The organism is Microbacterium phycohabitans (assembly GCF_032464935.1).
In the GTDB taxonomy this organism is placed as follows: Bacteria; Actinomycetota; Actinomycetes; order Actinomycetales; family Microbacteriaceae; genus Microbacterium; species Microbacterium phycohabitans.
This window is the reverse complement of the sequence record NZ_JAWDIT010000002.1, coordinates 144,223-159,842: the sequence shown is the minus strand read 5'-3', so window position 1 is coordinate 159,842 and position 15,620 is coordinate 144,223. Positions and strand designations below refer to the sequence as shown.

Here is a 15,620-nt window from a genome sequence, read left to right as displayed (position 1 = left end):
CGTGACTCTACGCGCGGCCCGGGCGCAGGTGAAATCGACGGTGAGGGGCGGCCGGATGCGCTAATGGAGGGTTCGTTCGGAGGCGTGTGGCACGATGCCGCCGTGCCGGAACGTCAGCCGCTCACCTCCGTCGAGGCGCGTATCGACGCGGTCGCCCACCGCCTGCTCGCGGGAGCGCCCACGGGGGGTGCGCGGGCGCGCGCGGTCGAGTTCGGCGTGTTCGTGCTCAAGCAGGCGTGGGCGTGCGTGTTCGGCGCCGCGTTCTTGGTCGTGGTGCTCGCGGCGAAGCTCTGGTATCCCGACGACGCCGCGCTCGCGCGCAACGACGCCCTGACGATCGCCGCCGTGCTGATCCAGGTCGTCATGGTGGCGGGGCGCCTCGAGACCCTTCGGGAGCTGCGCGTCGTCGTGCTCTTCCACATCGTCGGCACCGTGATGGAGCTGTTCAAAACCGACGTCGGGTCGTGGATGTACGCCGCCGACGGCATCCTGCGCCTCGGTGGTGTGCCGCTGTACAGCGGCTTCATGTACGCCGCGGTCGGCAGCTACATGGTGCGCGTGTACCGGCTGTTCGACCTCCGCTTCTCGCGCTACCCCCGCCGGTGGCTCACCGCGGTGGTCGCCGCGCTGATCTACGTCAACTTCTTCTCGCACCACTGGATCGTCGATCTGCGCTGGATCCTCTTCCTCGCCGTCGTCGTGCTGTGGGCCCGCACGACGATGCACTTCCGCTTCTTCCGCGGCACGTTCCGGATGCCGCTGCTGCTGGCCTTCGCGGGAGTGGCGCTGTTCATCTGGCTCGCCGAGAACATCGCCACCTACGCGGGGGCGTGGCTGTACCCCTCGCAGGTGGGCGGGTGGCATCCGGTCGATGCGTCGAAGCTGTCGTCGTGGTTCCTGCTCATGATCGTGTCGGTCGTGCTGGTGACGTGGGTGTATCCGCCGCGGGGACCGGATGCCGAGGAGCCCGCGCCGACGCGGTGAGACGGCGTCCTGTGGAGAACCGACAACGAGATCGCTGATCCGTCGTGGACTCGCTACGCTCGCCCCTCGTGAACGTCCTCTGGCGCACGCTTCTCGTGCTCTTCCGTGCCCGCCGTCGCCTCCGCCGCGAGGGACCCATCGACCCCAACACGGTCGCGCGCCTGGGCATCCGCGTGCTGCCGACCGACATCGACCTGCTGCGGCACCTGAACAACGGCCGCTACCTCTCGCTGTTCGATCTGGGCCGGTGGGACCTGCTCACGCGCACCGGTCTGCTCGCGGCGATGACGCGGCAGGGGTGGTACGCCGTGGTCGCGGCCGAGACCATCACCTTCCGCCGCTCGCTCGAGCTGGGGCAGCGGTTCGAGCTCGAGACGCGCCTGATCGGACACGACGACCGAGCCGTCTACCTCGAGCACCGCGCGCTGGTGAAGGGCGAGATCTACGCCCGCGCGATGATCCGGGCCCGCATCCTGCGCCGCACCGGCGGAACCGTTCCGCACGACGAGCTCTTCGCTGCGGTCGGTCGCCCCGAGGGGTTGCCCGACATCGAGTCGTGGGTGCACGACTGGGCCGCGGGTTCCGCCCTGCCCTCGACGAAGCGCCCGGCGCCCAGCGTCTGGAGCTGAGCGCGGGGCGCGACGAAACCCCGGCCCCGCGGCATCCGCCGAAAGGACCGGGGAGTGGATGCCGTGCGCCGCGGCCCGCGCCCCCTCACCCGATCCCGCGCGCAGCGCCGAGGAGCGGGCGGGCGCAGGTTCAGCGACCGAAGCGGGCGTCGAGCCAGGCCACCTGCTTCATGAAGTGGCGATAGCCGCCGCCCTCGTGGCCGTTGTAGCGGTACACCTCGATCTCGGCGTCGGCGGAGGCCAGCGCGTGGAACGACGCGAAGACGCCCGAGGGCAGCACGACGTCGTCCATGAGCCCGACCGAGAAGAGTGCGGGGGCGGTGATGCGGCGGGCGAGAACGGCTCCGTCGACGTAGGAGAGGGTGCGCAGCACCGCGTCTTCGGCATCCCGGTGAGTCGAGAGGAACCGCGTGATCTCGGTGAACGGGGCGAGGGGGGTGCGCACGATCGCGTTCGGGAAATCGGCGAGGAACGGCACGTCCGGCAGGAGCGCGGCCACCGCATCCCCTGCCAGGGCCGCGGCGGCGATCGCGAGTCCGCCGCCCTGGCTCCCGCCGGTGACGGCGATGCGCGATGCGTCGACGCCGTCCAGCCGCGAGACCTCGTCGACCAGCCGCACCGCGTCGGTGTAGAGGCGGCGGTAGTAGTAGTCGCGGGGGTCGAGGATGCCCCGGGTCATCACACCCGGGAAGGCGGCGGCCGATCCGTGCGGATCGGGGGTGTCGCCGACGCTCCACGTCGATCCCTGCCCGCGGGTGTCCATGATGACGTGGACGTAGCCCGCCGTCGCCCAGGCGGTCTTCTCGCCGGGCAGTCCCCGGCCGCCGCCGTAACCGATGAACTCGACGACCGTCGGCAGGTCGTCGTCGCCGTGCGGGCGCACGACCCAGCCGCGGATCTCGTCGCCGCCGAAGCCCGTGAACGTCAGGTCCTGCACGCGCAGGGCCCGCACCGGCGAGGCGACATCCGCGAGCCGGAGCGGGCGGGCCGCCGCCCGCGCCTCGGCGAGCGTCTCGTCCCAGAACGCGTCCAGATCGTCGGGCGCGGTGAGCGCCGGACGGTACTCCCGCAGGAGCTCGAGGGGAAGGTCGGTGAAAGTCTGGGCCATGCGGATCTCCGTCGATGTGGGGGCTGCACCGACAGTAGCGAACAGCGCGGCGGTGCCCTCGCGTCTGCGACGCCCCGCGCGGAGCGGATCGGGTGACGGCAGCGTGACCCCGCGCGCACGGCAGTGCCCCGGCCGCACACGACGGCCGGGGCACCGGGGTACCCGGAGGGGATCAGCTGGTGAGCAGGCGCAGGCCGTAGGTCTGCAGGATCTCGTTCACCGGCTGGAAGTACGTCGTGCCGCCCGACGTGCAGTCGCCGGAGCCGCCCGAGGTCACGCCCTGGGCCTGGTTGCCGGCGAGCAGCGACCCGCCCGAATCGCCGGGCTCCGCGCACACGGTCGTGCGGATCAGCCCTGAGACCGACCCCTCGGCGTACCGCACGGTGGAGTTGAAGCCCTGGATCTGGCCGCAGTGCCATCCGGTCGTCGACCCCGATCGGCAGACCGTGGCGCCCACGGCGGCCTGGGTCGATCCCTTGACCGCGACCGCGCCGCCGGCGTAGTCCATGACCTGCCCCACGGGCGTGTGCGACGGGGTCGCGACCCAGGCGTAGTCGTTACCCGGGAACGACGAGCCCTGGAACGTGCCGTAGGTCGTGCTGTCGCCGGTCTCACCGCAGTGACCGGCGGTGACGAAACCGCCCTGCACGGCGAAACCGACCGAGCAGCGGCTCTGGTTGTTGATGTTGTAGGCCATGCCGCCGCGGATGGTGGCGAAGGTCTGCGGTGCGGCGGCCCCCGTCTCGAGGCGCACCGCGTCGGCCGGAGCGCCCAGGCCGGCGGCGAAGTCGGCGGCGGCCTGCTCGCCTCCCGCCACGACGTCGAGCACCACGTCGTTGGCCTCGACGTCGATCCACCACGAGGGGATGACGTCGGGAACCGGTGCGGTCTCGAGTCGCGCGGTGATCGCTTCGAGGTCGTCGAGGGAGTGCGCGACCTCGACCGGCACGGCGCCGGCATCGACCGCGGCGGTCGACGCGGCATCCGTCGTCACCGCCGCGTAGACCGTGCGGGTGGTCTCGTCGAGCCAGGCGCCGGCGTACGCGTCACCCGTCGCCGACGCGACGTCATCCGTGGTATCGGCCGCGTCGGCCTGGAAACGCAGCACATCGGCCGCGCCCTCGACGTCGGTGCCGAGATCGGCGGCCATCGCCTGCAGGAGCTGCGCGTCGACGCCGTCGACGGCGGCATCCGTCGGGGGGACGGGGGTCTGCGCCAGCGCGGGAGCGGTGGCGACGGTGGTCAGGAAGAGGCCGAGGGCGGCAGCGCCGACGACCGTTTTCGATATGCGGTTCACGTGGAGTGACCTTCCATCCAGGGGGGATAAATGGTGGGTACCCACGGCCATGAAAACACGGCGAGGACGAAATGCGAAGGATTTTCCTCGCGTTGCTGTCCTCGGTGCAACAACGCCGATCCGCTCGATCCGCCTCTTGCGCGGCGGGCCGCCGGGATGCAACGCGCGCGATGCCTAGGCTGACGCTCATGAGCACCAACGACCCTCGCCCCACCGGTCCTTCGCTCTCCTCCGACGTCGCCGAGCGTGCCGCGACGCGCATCACCGCCTTCTCGACGCGCCGCGCCTCACCGGCCCGCGGCGATGTCGCCGCCGACGCCGCCGCCGCGGATTTCACCGCCGCCGCCGTCGACGGCGTGCTCCGGCCCGAGAGCCTCACGGCCTCGGCCGCGGCCCTGCACCGCCTGGCCGAGGTCGCGCCCTCGTCGCTCCCGTGGTTCGTGCGCGGTGCCCTCCAGCTGGGCGGCGCGGTCGCGCCCGTGATGCCGACGCCCGCCGTCCCCCTCGCCAAGCGCGCCCTGCGCGAGCTGACGGCCGCGCTCGTCGTCGACGCGCGTCCCGAGCGCCTCGCCGCCGGTCTCGCGTCACTCGCGGCGGACGGCGAGAGCCTCGACCTGCGCCTGGTCGGACCCGCCGTGCTCGGCGACACGTCCGCGCGGCGCCGGCTCGACGGCATCCGGGCCTTCGTCGCGCGCGACGACGTCGACCGTGTCTCGTTCCCACTCGCCGACGCGGTGGCGGGTCGCTCGGCCTGGGCCTTCGACGCCGAGGTCGAGCACGCGGCCGAGCGGGTTCTGCCGCTGTTCCTCGACGCGCTCGCGGCCGGGACGCATCTCACCCTCGTCGTGCGCGACCGCGCCGAGCTCGACGCGAGCGTCGCGGTGCTCACGCGCGTGCTCGAGGAGCCGCGTCTGGTCGGTGCGCGCGCGGGCATCGCCCTTCCCGTGGGTGTCGCCGAGACCGTCGACGCCGTCCGCGAGCTCGCGGCGTGGGCGCGGCAGCGCGTGCAGGACGGCGGCGAGCGTCTCACCCTGCGCCTGGACGACGCGCCGATCCCGACCACGGATGCCGTGACCTCCGCCCGCCACGGCTGGCCCGCGCCCGCCGTCACGACGCGCGACGACGTCGATGCCGCGCTCGTTCGCGCACTGCGCGAGGCGCTGAGCCCGCGCGCCCTCGACGGTGTGCGCGTCGAGGTCGCCACGGCCGACCCGGAGCGCGCGGCCCTCGCCCTCGCGCTCGGCGACGACGTCGCACTCGTCCTGCCGCGTGGCACCGCGTGGGTCCCCGACATCGCTCCGGTGCGCACGGTGGCGGTCGTGCATCCCGACGACCTCGACGCGGTCGCCGCGGCCCCGGCCGCGCTGTTCGCCGCGACCGTCGCCACGGCGCCCGCCCTCCCCCCGGCGGCGCCGGTGCTCGCGGGCGACACGCCCTCCGACGCCGCCCCGGACCGCGCGGGCGATCCCGACACCGCGGCGCTCGAGACCGCCGCCGTCGCCGCTCGCGCGCGGCGGGCGCTCTCCGCCGCCGACGCGCCCCCGCCCGCGATGCGCACGCCGCAGCGCGACCTCGCGCAGGAGCCCGCGATCCTGCGCGACCCCGCCGACGCCGACGCCGACGACCCGGGGCTCACCCAGGCCGTGCTGGGCATCGCGCGCGAGGCCGCGGCATCCGAGGACACCTCCGCCCTGGGTCCCGACGTGCAGCAGATGCTCTTCGGCGGGCAGGCGTTCGTCGACACCGCGGTGTTCTCGGCGCGCGAGAGTGCGGAGCTCGCCGGGGGAGCCGCGGGCTTCCGGAACACCGCCGACACCGATCCGACCGTCGCCGCCGACCGCGCCTGGGGCCTCGCCGTGCTCGACCGCGTGGGCGGCTCGATCGTGGGCGACGCGACGGCCGCCGCGGGGCGCATCGACGACGAGGCCGGCCTCGACGAGGTCGTGGCGCGCGTGCGCACGGGAGCCGAGGCGTGGGGCGCGTTGGCCGCCGCCGATCGCGCGGGCGTGCTGCTTGCGGCGTCGCGGACTCTCGCGGACCGTCGCGCCGACCTGATCGAGGTGCTCGCATCCGAGGGGGGCGCGCTGCTGTCCGAGGCCGACGCGGAGGTGAGCCAGGCGGTCGACGCCGCCGCGTACTACGCCGCCACCGCCAAGGAGCTCGACCGGGTACCGGGGGCGGTGTTCGTCCCCGATCGCCTCACGGTCGTCGCGCCCCGATGGAACGCGTCGGTGGGACTGTGCGCGGCCGAGACGCTCGCCGCTCTCGTCGCGGGATCGGGCGTTCTGCTCACGCCCTCGCCGCGGGCGCGCCGTGCCGGAGCGGTCGTCGCCGAAGCGCTGTGGGCGGCGGGCGTGCCGCGCGATGTGCTCGCGTACGTCGACCTGAACGAAGACGCCTCCGGCCGGGCGCTCATCGCCCACCCGGGCGTCGACCGCGTCCTGCTCGCGGGGGCCCGGACCACCGCCGAGCGTTTCGCCGGGTGGCGCCCCGCGCTGCGCCTGCAGGCGCTGACCGCCGGACGCAACGCCGTGATCGTGGCCCCGTCCGCCGACCTCGACGAGGCCGTGGCCGACATCGTGGCCGGGGCGTTCGCGCGCGCCGGCCAGGCGGCCACCGCGGTGTCGCTCGTCATCCTCGTCGGTGCGGTCGCGCGCTCCGCGCGGTTCACCGAGCAGCTGAAGGATGCCGTGACCTCGCTGCGCGTGGGCCCGGCCGACGACCCGCTGTCCGACGTCGGGCCGCTGGTCGAGGAGCCGACGGGCGAGGTCCGGCGCGCCCTGACCGTGCTCGGCGACGGCGAGCGGTGGCTCATCGAGCCGCGCGAGCTCGACCTCGGCCCCGAGACGGCCGGTCGCTTCTGGTCGCCCGGCGTGCGCACGGGCGTCACCGCCGGGTCGCACCTCACCCGGGCCGCGGTGGCGGCGCCGGTGCTCGGCATCCTGCACGCCCCCACCGTGACGCGGGCGATCGAGCTGCAGAACGCGATCGGCTCGGGCTTCGTCGCCGGGTTGCACACGCGCGACACGGCCGACCTCGACCTGTGGCTCGACACCGTCGAGGCCGCGGTGCTGCGGGTGAACCGACCCTCGACGGGGGCCGTGGTGCAGCGCGAGCCGATCGGCGGGTGGGGCGAGGCGACGGTCGGCGACGGAGCGATGTCGGGCGGACCCAACCGGCTCGTGACCGTCGGTTCGTGGCGTCCTTCGACGGGTGGGGCGTCGTCGTCGACGCTGCACCTGAGGGGGCTCGACAGCCGCATCACGGCGCTCATCGAGGCCGCGCAGCCGACCCTGTCGTACGAGGCGTTCGACTGGCTCCGCCGCGGAGCGCTGTCGGACGCCGTGGCGTGGGACCGGGAGTACGGCCGCGTGCGCGACGTCTCGCGCCTCGGCGTCGAGCGGAACCTCCGCCGCTACCGCCCGGCCGACGTGGCCGTGCGCGCGACGGCCGACGCCCCCTGGCAGGCGGTGCTGCGCGTGCTCGTCGCCGCGGTGCGCTCGGGATCGACCTTCTCGCTCAGCACCCCGGTGGGTCTCCCCGCCGCGGTGCGGCACCTGCTCGGCGAGAGCGAGATCGCGGTCTCGGTCGAGAGCGACGAGGAATGGCTGCAGCGCCTTGCGGGTGGCATCCCGGATGCCGAGACCCTCGGCGCCGACGCCCCGGTCGTCGCTCCCCGGCCGGGGCGCGTGCGCCTGGTCGGCCCTGCGGCCACGGTCGCAGCGGTGCGCACGGCGGTCGCCGAGACGGTCGGCACCGACGTGTCGCTGACCCTCTATACCGACGAGGTCACCACCGCGGGGCGGCTCGAGCTGCTGCCGTTCCTGCGCGAGCAGGCGGTGTCGATCGGCGCGTTCCGCTTCGGTCGGGTCGACGGCTGGAGCGCCGAGGTGATCTGAGGCCCGCGGTCCCTCGCCGGGCGAGGTCGCCTGACCGTGACGACGGCACCGGCTGTGGTGCGGTGGGAACGCATGCGCTCGCGCGGATCGTGCGATCTCGGTGGAGCGCCGCGGAGCGCGGGCCACCGGGTTTCGAAAACGTTTAGCGGCAACGCCTCCGGGCGGTAACGTCGGAGGCCGAACGCGAGGAGCACCGATGACCGCTGCCCGACTCACTCTCGACCCCCGATTCCCGATCGGGGCCGTCCGTCGCCGTCTGTTCGGCGGGTTCGTCGAGCATCTCGGCCGCCACGTCTACGACGGCATCTACGAGCCCGGCCACCCGGAGGCGGATGAGCAGGGCTTCCGCCGTGACGTCCTCGACCTCGTGCGCGAGCTGGGCGTCTCGATGATCCGCTACCCCGGCGGTAACTTCGTCTCGGGCTTCCGCTGGGAGGACAGCGTCGGCCCACGCGCGCAGCGCCCGCGCCGCCTCGACCTCGCGTGGCACTCCACCGAGACGAACGAGATCGGCCTCCACGAGTTCGCCGACTGGCTCGACAAGGCCGGCAGCGAGCTCATGCTCGCGGTGAACCTCGGCACCCGCGGCACGCTCGAGGCCATCGACCTGCTCGAGTACAGCAACGTCCCCGGGGGATCGACGCTGTCGCAGCAGCGCATCGACAACGGCCGCGAAGCCCCGTTCGGCGTGCAGGTGTGGTGCCTCGGCAACGAGATGGACGGGCCCTGGCAGCTCGGCCACCGCTCGGCCGACGACTACGGCAAGATCGCCTCGCAGACCGCGAAGGGGATGCGTCAGCTCGACCCGTCGATCGAGCTCGTCGTGTGCGGGTCGTCGGGAGCGCAGATGCCGACGTTCGGCGAGTGGGAGCGCATCGTCCTGGAGCACACCTACGACGACGTCGACATGATCTCGTGTCACGCGTACTACCAGGAGCACGACGGCGACATCGACTCGTTCCTGGCTTCGGCGACCGACATGGACCGCTTCATCGACGCCGTCATCGCCACGGCCGATCACGTCGGCGCGGTGCGCGGCAGCGACAAGAGGATAGGCATCTCGTTCGACGAGTGGAACGTCTGGTACATGGACCGCGTCGCGTCTGTGAAGCCGGCGGCGATCGACGACTGGCCCGTCGCCCCGCGTCTGCTCGAGGACGTGTACTCGGCTTTGGATGCCGTGGTCTTCGGCAGCCTCATGATCTCGCTCCTCAAGCACGCCGACCGCGTGGCATCCGCCTCGCTCGCCCAGCTCGTCAACGTCATCGCGCCGATCATGACCGAGCCCGGTGGACCGTCGTGGCGCCAGACGACGTTCTTCCCCTTCGCGATCACGTCGCGCCTCGCGCAGGGCGACGCCGTGCGTCTGCAGGTCGAGTCGCCGGTGATCGAGACGGAGAAGTTCGGCGCGGTCCCGGCGGTGGACGCCGTCGCCACCCACGATCCTGAGACCGGGGCGACGGCGATCTTCCTCGTGCACCGCGGCCGTGCGGAAGCGATCGAGCTGCGGATCGACGTCGCGGGTCTCGGGGACGTCGAGGTCGCCGAGGCGCACCTGCTCCACGACGACGACCCCTACGCCCGCAACACGCTCGAAGACCCCGATCGCGTGCAGCCGGGGGCACTCGAGACCCGGGTCGTCGACGGCATCCTGTACGTCACGCTGCCGCCCATCGCGTGGGCGGCGGTCTCGCTCGCGCGCGCGTGACGCGGTCGGGGTGACGGTTCGGGGCGCGATTCCGCCTTCGGGGCAGAAGAATCACGCCCCGAACAGAGAATCGCGCCCCGAATCAGCTGACGCGGCGCCAGGCCGGCTGCGCGCCGCTCTGACGCTCCGACCGCCTGCCGGGGTCACACGCCAGCGGCAGAGCGCAGAAACGCACGTTCCTCGCAGAACCCATCGAGAGTCCTGCGAGGAACGCGCGTTTCTGCGAGATTCGGCTGGGCCCGGGGCTGAGCGTCAGGCCAGCTGCGCGCGACGCTCGGCGAGCTGGTCGAAGGTCGCGAACGACTCCGCGATCGGGCTGCCGGTGAAGTGGCCGACCCAGCCGTCGTCGTCGTGGAAGAAGCGCACGCTGACGTAGTGGGGAGCGGTGCCCATGTCGAACCAGTGCGTCGTGTTGGCCGGGACCGAGATGAGGTCTCCCGCCTCGCAGTACACCGCGTGCACCTTGTCGTTCGCGTGCAGGTAGAAGACCCCGGCGCCCTTGGCGAAGTAGCGGTCCTCGTCGTCGTCGTGCTGGTGCTCCGAGAGGAACTTCTGGCGCGAGGGGGTCTTGACCTCGTCGTAGTTCTCCTGCGCGGGGTCGAGGGCGACGACGTCGACGAGCGTGTACCCCTCGCGCTGCTTGACCTCGTCGATCTCGTCGGCGTACAGCGCGAGCACCTCGTCCTGCGACGCCCCGGAGGGCACGTCGCGGATCTCCCAGCGCGAGAAGCGGGCACCCAGCTCGGCCAGCGCCTCGCGGATCTCCGCTTCGTCGGTGGTCTCGAGCACGGGCGTGCTCGGGTCGGTCTCTTTCCAGACGGTCAGGAGCGTCACGGCTCCTCCTCTCGGCGCGATATGAGCGGAATGATCCGATTCTGTCGTCGATCCGGCCCGAGTGCCCACTCGCCGGGCAGGATCAGGGGTTGCGGTGTAACAAAGTGCAACCTCGAATAACTGGACCGTCTCGGGTGCTGCTTGACTTCTCGACGGCCGACCGGCACAGCATCCGGGCGGTTCCTCGCACCCCACTCCTCGACGAAGGGGACCCCGTGTCCGTTCGATCCCACCGCTGGGCGGCGCTCGTCGCGACCGCCGGCATCGCCGCCCTCGCCCTCACCGGCTGCGCGCAGCAGAACACCGCCGCTCCGGCGGCCTCGGCGGCCCCCGTGCAGAAGGTCGAGAACCTTCCCTCGCCGTTCGACGGCGAACCCGTCAAGGTCGCCCTCGTGCAGCAGTCCGGCGCCGGCGACTTCTTCACCGCGTGGACCGCGGGCGCGAAGGCCCAGGCCGCCGCGATCAACATCGACCTCACCGTCTACGACGCCCGCAACGACAACGCGAAGCAGGCGTCCGACCTCGAGCAGGCGATCGCGGCCAAGCCCGACGCGATCATCGTCGACCACGGTCAGACCGACACGATCGAGTCGCACGTGCACGACGCGGTGGATGCCGGCATCCCGGTCATCGTGTACGACCTCGCCCTGAAGGACTCCACCGGGGTCATCGTCACCTCGCAGTCCGACGCGTCGATGGCGCAGGGCGTGCTCGACCAGCTCGTCGCCGACGTCGGCGACGGTGCCAAGGTGGGCCTGGCCAGCACCGACGGCTTCGCGCCCCTCGAGCGCCGCAAGAAGGTGTGGGACGAGGTCGTCGCCGAGCACGGTCTCGACCAGCTGTTCTTCACCGGCAAGGTCACCGAGTCGACCGCGACCGACAACATCCCGCTCATCGATGCAGCCCTCAAGGCGAACCCCGGGATCCAGGCGATCTTCGCCCCCTACGACGAGATCACCAAGGGCGTCGTGCAGGCCGTGCAGCAGAACAACCTGCAGGACAAGGTCAAGGTCTACGGCATCGACATCTCCAACGCCGACATCGAGGTCATGACCGCCGACGGCAGCCCCTGGGTGGCCACGAGCGCGACCGACCCCTCCGCGGTCGGGGCCGGCGTCGTGCGCGCCCTCGCCCTCTCGCTCGCCGGGCAGCTCGATGAGACGAGCGTGCAGTTCCCCGCGATCACGATCACGCGCGACTTCCTGCTCGAGAAGGGCATCACCAATGTCGCCCAGCTCCGCGAGGCCGAGCCCTCGCTGCTGCTGAGCGACACGGTGGTGGCCGACTGGCTCCCCGCGATCTCGGGATGACCTCACCTCTGCACGCCGACGCCGCTCCGGCCGACGACACCTCCGTCGTCCGCCTGAGCGGCGTCGGCGTCCGCTTCGGCAGCAACCAGGTGCTGCGCGACGTGTCGCTCTCGCTCGAACCGGGCAGCATCACGGCGCTGCTGGGCACCAACGGCGCGGGCAAGTCGACGTTGATCGGCGCCGTCTCGGGAGCCAACGCCGCCTACACGGGCGACATCGCCGTGGCAGGTTCCGTGCGGCGCCTCACCTCTCCCGCCCGCGCCCGACGGGCCGGCATCGAGACGGTGCACCAGCGCATCGCCGACGGGATCGTGCCCGGGCTCAGCGTCGCCGACAACCTCGCGCTCACCGATCTCGCGACCGGCGGGCACCGGCTCGTCCGGCGGGCGGAGGCGGAACGCATCGCGCGCGCGGCTCTGGGTCGCCTCGGCCTGGAGTGGAGCGACGAGGTGCTGCGTGCGGACGCCGACCGCCTGGGCACGTCCGACGCGCAGCTGCTCGTGCTGGCGCGCGCCCTGCGCTCGACTCCGCGCCTGCTGATCCTCGACGAGCCGACGTCGGCGCTCACCGCCGCCGAGGCGGACCGCCTCTTCGCCGTGCTGCGCGTCCTGCGTGACGAGGGGCTGTCGATCCTCTTCGTCAGTCACCGCTTCGGCGAGATCGAACGTCTCGCCGACCGCATCGTGGTCCTGCGCGACGGCCGCCTCGAGCTCGATGCCCGGCGGCCGTTCGACTGGCACGCGGCGCTCGAGGCCATGCTGGGCGTGCCGACCGAACTCCAGCAGCACATCACCGACCCGCTCCCGGCCGGGCGCGAGGTCCTCGCCATCGACGACGCCGTGCTGCTGCCCGGCGCAGAGGCTCTTACCCTGCGCGTCTCGGGCGGCCAGGTGACCGGCATCCTGGGTCTGCTCGGGGCGGGCAAGACCGAGCTCGCCGAGATCGTCGCCGGGGTGCGCGCGACGGGCGACGCCCGCCTCTCGCTCGACGGCGAGCCCTATCACCCCACCTCTCCCGCCGCCGCGATCGCCGCCGGGGTCGTGCTCGTCCCCGAGGACCGTCAACGCCAGGGCATCCAGCCCGGGTGGTCGATCGCGCGGACCGTGGGGCTCCCCGTCCTGCGCGCCCTCTCCCGCGCCGGCGTCATGGCGACCCGGCGCGAGCACGCCGCCGCCGACGAGGTGATCGACGCGTACGGCGTCGTCGCCCCGTCGTCCGACGCCCGCGTCGACGACCTCTCCGGCGGCAACCAGCAGAAGGTCGTCGTCGGGCGATGGCTGCGCACCGACCCCCGCCTCGCGGTGCTGGACGAACCGTTCCGCGGCGTCGACATCGGGGCTCGGCGCCGCATCGGCGACGCCGTCCGGGCGCGCGCGGCCGCGGGCGCCGCCGTCGTGGTGCTCTCGAGCGACGTCGACGAGGTGCTCGAGGTCGCCGACCGCATCGTCGTCCTCGTCTCGGGCCGCATCGCCTTGGACACCCCCGCCGGCGCGCTCGATCGCGCGCGCATCGTCGCCGCTCTCCTCGACGACTCCGGCCACCGGAAGGAAACCGCATGACCACCGTCTCCTCCCGCAGCTCGGCCCTCGCGCAGCCGCGCGCGGGCCTCGGCTCGCGCGCCGTCGACGCCGTCGCGAAGTGGGGCTTCGTCGCGGTGACGGTGCTCCTCATCGTCTTCTTCGCGCTCACCGAGCCCGCGTTCGCGACGGCCGACAACGTGTTCGGGATGCTGAAGTACATCGCCCCGATCGGCATCGCCGGTCTGGGCGTGACGCTGGCCATGACGGTCGGCGGTCTCGACCTGTCGGTCGGCGCCAACGCCGGCTTCGCCGTGTCGATCGCGGCGTGGACGATGGTGATCGGCAACCAGGTCGGCGGGATCGCCGTCGGTGTCGTGCTGATCTCGGGCGCCCTGATCGGCGCGGTCAACGCGGCCCTGATCGTGTTCGCGCGCATCCCCGACCTGCTGGCGACGCTGGCCACGATGTTCACGGTCGTGGGGCTGAAGCTCATCATCGTCGACGGCAAGTCGATCTCGTCGCAGATGACCCTCGACGACGGCACCACCGCCCCCGGGCGCTTCACCCCCGACTTCCTGTGGTTCGACCGCGGGTCGATCGGCCCGGTGTCGGTGCCCGTCCTGCTGTTCCTCGGACTCACCGTGCTGCTGTGGTTCGTCCTCGATCGCACGCGCTGGGGTCGCGCTCTCGCCGCCGTGGGCTCCAACCCGGAGGCTGCGCGTCTCGCCGGCATCCGCGTGCGCGCGTACCGCGCCGCCGCGTACATCGGCTGCGGCATCCTGGCATCCATCGCCGGTCTCGTCCTGGCCGCCCGTATCGGTCAGGGCGACGTCTCGGCCGGCAACAGCCTGCTGCTGGATGCCGTGGCCGTCTCGCTCGTCGGGGTCTCGGTCCTGGGCATCGGGCGTCCGAACGCGTGGGGAACGGCGCTCGGAGCCGTGCTCATCGCCGTCATGGTCACGGGCTTCTCGATGATGGGCCTGCCGTACTACATCCAGGACTTCGGAAAGGGTGTCGTCCTGCTGGTGGCGCTGCTGTTCAGCTTCACCTTCCGCCGCCGCAAGACCACCATCGTCGCCGGGAGCACGACCGCATCATGACCGACACCCTCCTCACCGATCAGCTGACCGTCGAGACGGTTCCCGCGTACCTCGCCGCGCGCCCGCGGCTGGCGGGCCCGGTGGATCCGGCATCCATCGTGTCGGTCGACGAGGTCGGCGACGGCAACCTCAACCTCGTCTTCATCGTGAAGGATGCCGCCGGCAACGGCGTGGTCGTGAAGCAGTCGCTGCCGCACGTGCGCGTCGATCCCTCGTGGCCGCTCACCCGCGAGCGGGCGGCGCGCGAGGCAGTCGTACTCGGTGTGCACGAGCGGATCGATCCCGCGCACGTTCCGGCGTTCCACGGCTTCGACGCCGAGAACCTCGCCCTGTCGATCGAAGACCTCAGCGATCACGCCGTGTGGCGCGGCGAGCTGATCGCCGGGCGGCTGCACCCGTACGCGGCGGCGCAGCTCGGGGAGTACGTCGGCGCGGTGGGCTTCGCCACGAGCGTCTTCGGCATCCCGGGGCCCGAGCGCCGTCGCCGCATCGCCGAGGCCACCAACCCCGAGCTGAGCGAGATCACCGAAGACCTCGTCTTCACCGAGCCGTACGTCGACCACGAGCACAACGGCTGGCTCGACGCCAACGCCGACGACGTGCGCGATCTCCGCGCCGACCGGGTCTTCGTGCGCGAGATGGGCCTGGCCAAGCAGCGGTTCCAGGAGAGCACGCAGAGCCTCATGCACGGCGACCTGCACACCGGGTCGGTGTTCGTGCGCGCCGAGGGCGAGTCGGTGCGGGCGTTCGACTCGGAGTTCGGCACCTACGGCCCCACCGGCTTCGATCTCGGTGCCGTGTGGGCGAACCTCGTCATCGCCGCGGCACGGGCGCAGGTGCTCGGGCGTTCCGCCGATGCTGAGACGCTCCTGCGGCTCCCGGTCGAGCTCGTCGACGCGTTCGAGCTCGAGTTCCGTCGCCGCTGGCCCGACCGCGTCGACCCGCGCGTGTACGGCGACGAGGTGCTCGAGCACACGCTCGCGCAGGTGCGTTCGGATGCCGCGGTCTACGCCGCGGCCAAGGCGGTGCGCCGCATCGTCGGGTACTCCAAGGTCGCCGACATCCTGACGTTGCCCGAGCCGGAGCAGGCCGCGGCCGCGCGGCTCGTCCTGCGCGTCGCGCGCACCCTGGGCACCGCGCGTCTCGACGACGCCGACCCGCGCGTGCTCACCGCGCGGACGGTGGAGGTGCGGGGCTGACGCATCGGGCGAGGCGCGGTGTGCGGGTGCAC

At 72.6% G+C, this 15,620-nt stretch carries 11 protein-coding genes; 8 read left to right on the top strand and 3 right to left on the bottom strand.

From position 1 onward, the window contains the following. The first annotated feature begins 63 nt into the window (after window positions 1-63). Both RWH44_RS05175 and RWH44_RS05170 read left to right on the top strand, forming a co-directional pair. A complete protein-coding gene (locus tag RWH44_RS05175; protein WP_316003735.1) occupies window positions 64-984 on the top strand; it encodes a DUF817 domain-containing protein in 921 nt (306 codons plus the stop codon). Between the two features lie 68 nt (window positions 985-1,052). Next, entirely contained in the window at window positions 1,053-1,613 is a 561-nt protein-coding gene (locus RWH44_RS05170) for an acyl-CoA thioesterase (RefSeq protein WP_298876156.1), read from the top strand. A 130-nt stretch (window positions 1,614-1,743) separates the two neighbouring features. Here RWH44_RS05170 and RWH44_RS05165 read toward each other — a convergent pair whose 3' ends face one another. Both RWH44_RS05165 and RWH44_RS05160 read right to left on the bottom strand, forming a co-directional pair. Then, window positions 1,744-2,721, bottom strand: a complete 978-nt coding sequence (locus RWH44_RS05165) for an acetylxylan esterase (RefSeq protein ID WP_316003734.1) — start codon at window positions 2,719-2,721, stop codon at window positions 1,744-1,746. 172 nt (window positions 2,722-2,893) lie between these two features. Then, window positions 2,894-4,018, bottom strand: coding sequence for a S1 family peptidase (locus tag RWH44_RS05160; protein WP_316003733.1), 1,125 nt, complete (start codon window positions 4,016-4,018; stop codon window positions 2,894-2,896). A 188-nt stretch (window positions 4,019-4,206) separates the two neighbouring features. Between RWH44_RS05160 and RWH44_RS05155 the strand changes: the two genes are divergently transcribed. Together RWH44_RS05155 and arfA are read left to right on the top strand one after the other, a co-directional pair. After that, window positions 4,207-7,917 carry an aldehyde dehydrogenase family protein gene (locus RWH44_RS05155; protein WP_316003732.1) on the top strand — a complete coding sequence of 1,237 codons (3,711 nt, stop codon included), beginning with the start codon at window positions 4,207-4,209 and terminating at the stop codon, window positions 7,915-7,917. Window positions 7,918-8,113: 196 nt separating this feature from the next. Continuing rightward, window positions 8,114-9,625 (top strand): arabinosylfuranosidase ArfA, encoded by a 1,512-nt coding sequence (gene arfA, locus RWH44_RS05150; RefSeq protein ID WP_316003731.1) that lies wholly within the window; start codon window positions 8,114-8,116, stop codon window positions 9,623-9,625. Window positions 9,626-9,877: 252 nt separating this feature from the next. Here arfA and RWH44_RS05145 read toward each other — a convergent pair whose 3' ends face one another. Further along, window positions 9,878-10,459: a 1,2-dihydroxy-3-keto-5-methylthiopentene dioxygenase gene (locus RWH44_RS05145; RefSeq protein ID WP_298876142.1), complete on the bottom strand. Its 582-nt coding sequence runs from the start codon at window positions 10,457-10,459 to the stop codon at window positions 9,878-9,880. Window positions 10,460-10,674: 215 nt separating this feature from the next. On the opposite strand from RWH44_RS05145, the gene RWH44_RS05140 reads away from it, so the two are divergent. Genes RWH44_RS05140 through mtnK form a run of 4 tightly spaced genes read left to right on the top strand, consistent with a single transcriptional unit; the run spans window position 10,675 to window position 15,588 of the window. Further along, a complete protein-coding gene (locus tag RWH44_RS05140; RefSeq protein ID WP_298876140.1) occupies window positions 10,675-11,769 on the top strand; it encodes a substrate-binding domain-containing protein in 1,095 nt (364 codons plus the stop codon). Then, window positions 11,766-13,328 (top strand): sugar ABC transporter ATP-binding protein, encoded by a 1,563-nt coding sequence (locus tag RWH44_RS05135; RefSeq protein WP_316003730.1) that lies wholly within the window; start codon window positions 11,766-11,768, stop codon window positions 13,326-13,328. Before RWH44_RS05140 ends, RWH44_RS05135 begins: the two co-directional genes overlap by 4 nt. Next, window positions 13,325-14,389, top strand: coding sequence for an ABC transporter permease (locus tag RWH44_RS05130; protein ID WP_298876134.1), 1,065 nt, complete (start codon window positions 13,325-13,327; stop codon window positions 14,387-14,389). Before RWH44_RS05135 ends, RWH44_RS05130 begins: the two co-directional genes overlap by 4 nt. Further along, window positions 14,386-15,588 (top strand): S-methyl-5-thioribose kinase, encoded by a 1,203-nt coding sequence (gene mtnK / locus RWH44_RS05125; RefSeq protein ID WP_316003729.1) that lies wholly within the window; start codon window positions 14,386-14,388, stop codon window positions 15,586-15,588. The genes RWH44_RS05130 and mtnK overlap by 4 nt, the downstream gene beginning before the upstream one ends. Window positions 15,589-15,620 lie beyond the last annotated feature (32 nt).

Bases quoted from the DNA above. Each gene is read 5' to 3' on its own strand.
- RWH44_RS05175 (WP_316003735.1), top strand. From the start codon at position 64: ATGGAGGGTTCGTTCGGAGGCGTGTGGCACGATGCCGCCGTGCCGGAA.
- RWH44_RS05165 (WP_316003734.1), bottom strand. From the start codon at position 2,721: ATGGCCCAGACTTTCACCGACCTTCCCCTCGAGCTCCTGCGGGAGTAC.
- RWH44_RS05155 (WP_316003732.1), top strand. From the start codon at position 4,207: ATGAGCACCAACGACCCTCGCCCCACCGGTCCTTCGCTCTCCTCCGAC.
- arfA (WP_316003731.1), top strand. From the start codon at position 8,114: ATGACCGCTGCCCGACTCACTCTCGACCCCCGATTCCCGATCGGGGCC.
- RWH44_RS05135 (WP_316003730.1), top strand. From the start codon at position 11,766: ATGACCTCACCTCTGCACGCCGACGCCGCTCCGGCCGACGACACCTCC.
- RWH44_RS05130 (WP_298876134.1), top strand. From the start codon at position 13,325: ATGACCACCGTCTCCTCCCGCAGCTCGGCCCTCGCGCAGCCGCGCGCG.
- mtnK (WP_316003729.1), top strand. From the start codon at position 14,386: ATGACCGACACCCTCCTCACCGATCAGCTGACCGTCGAGACGGTTCCC.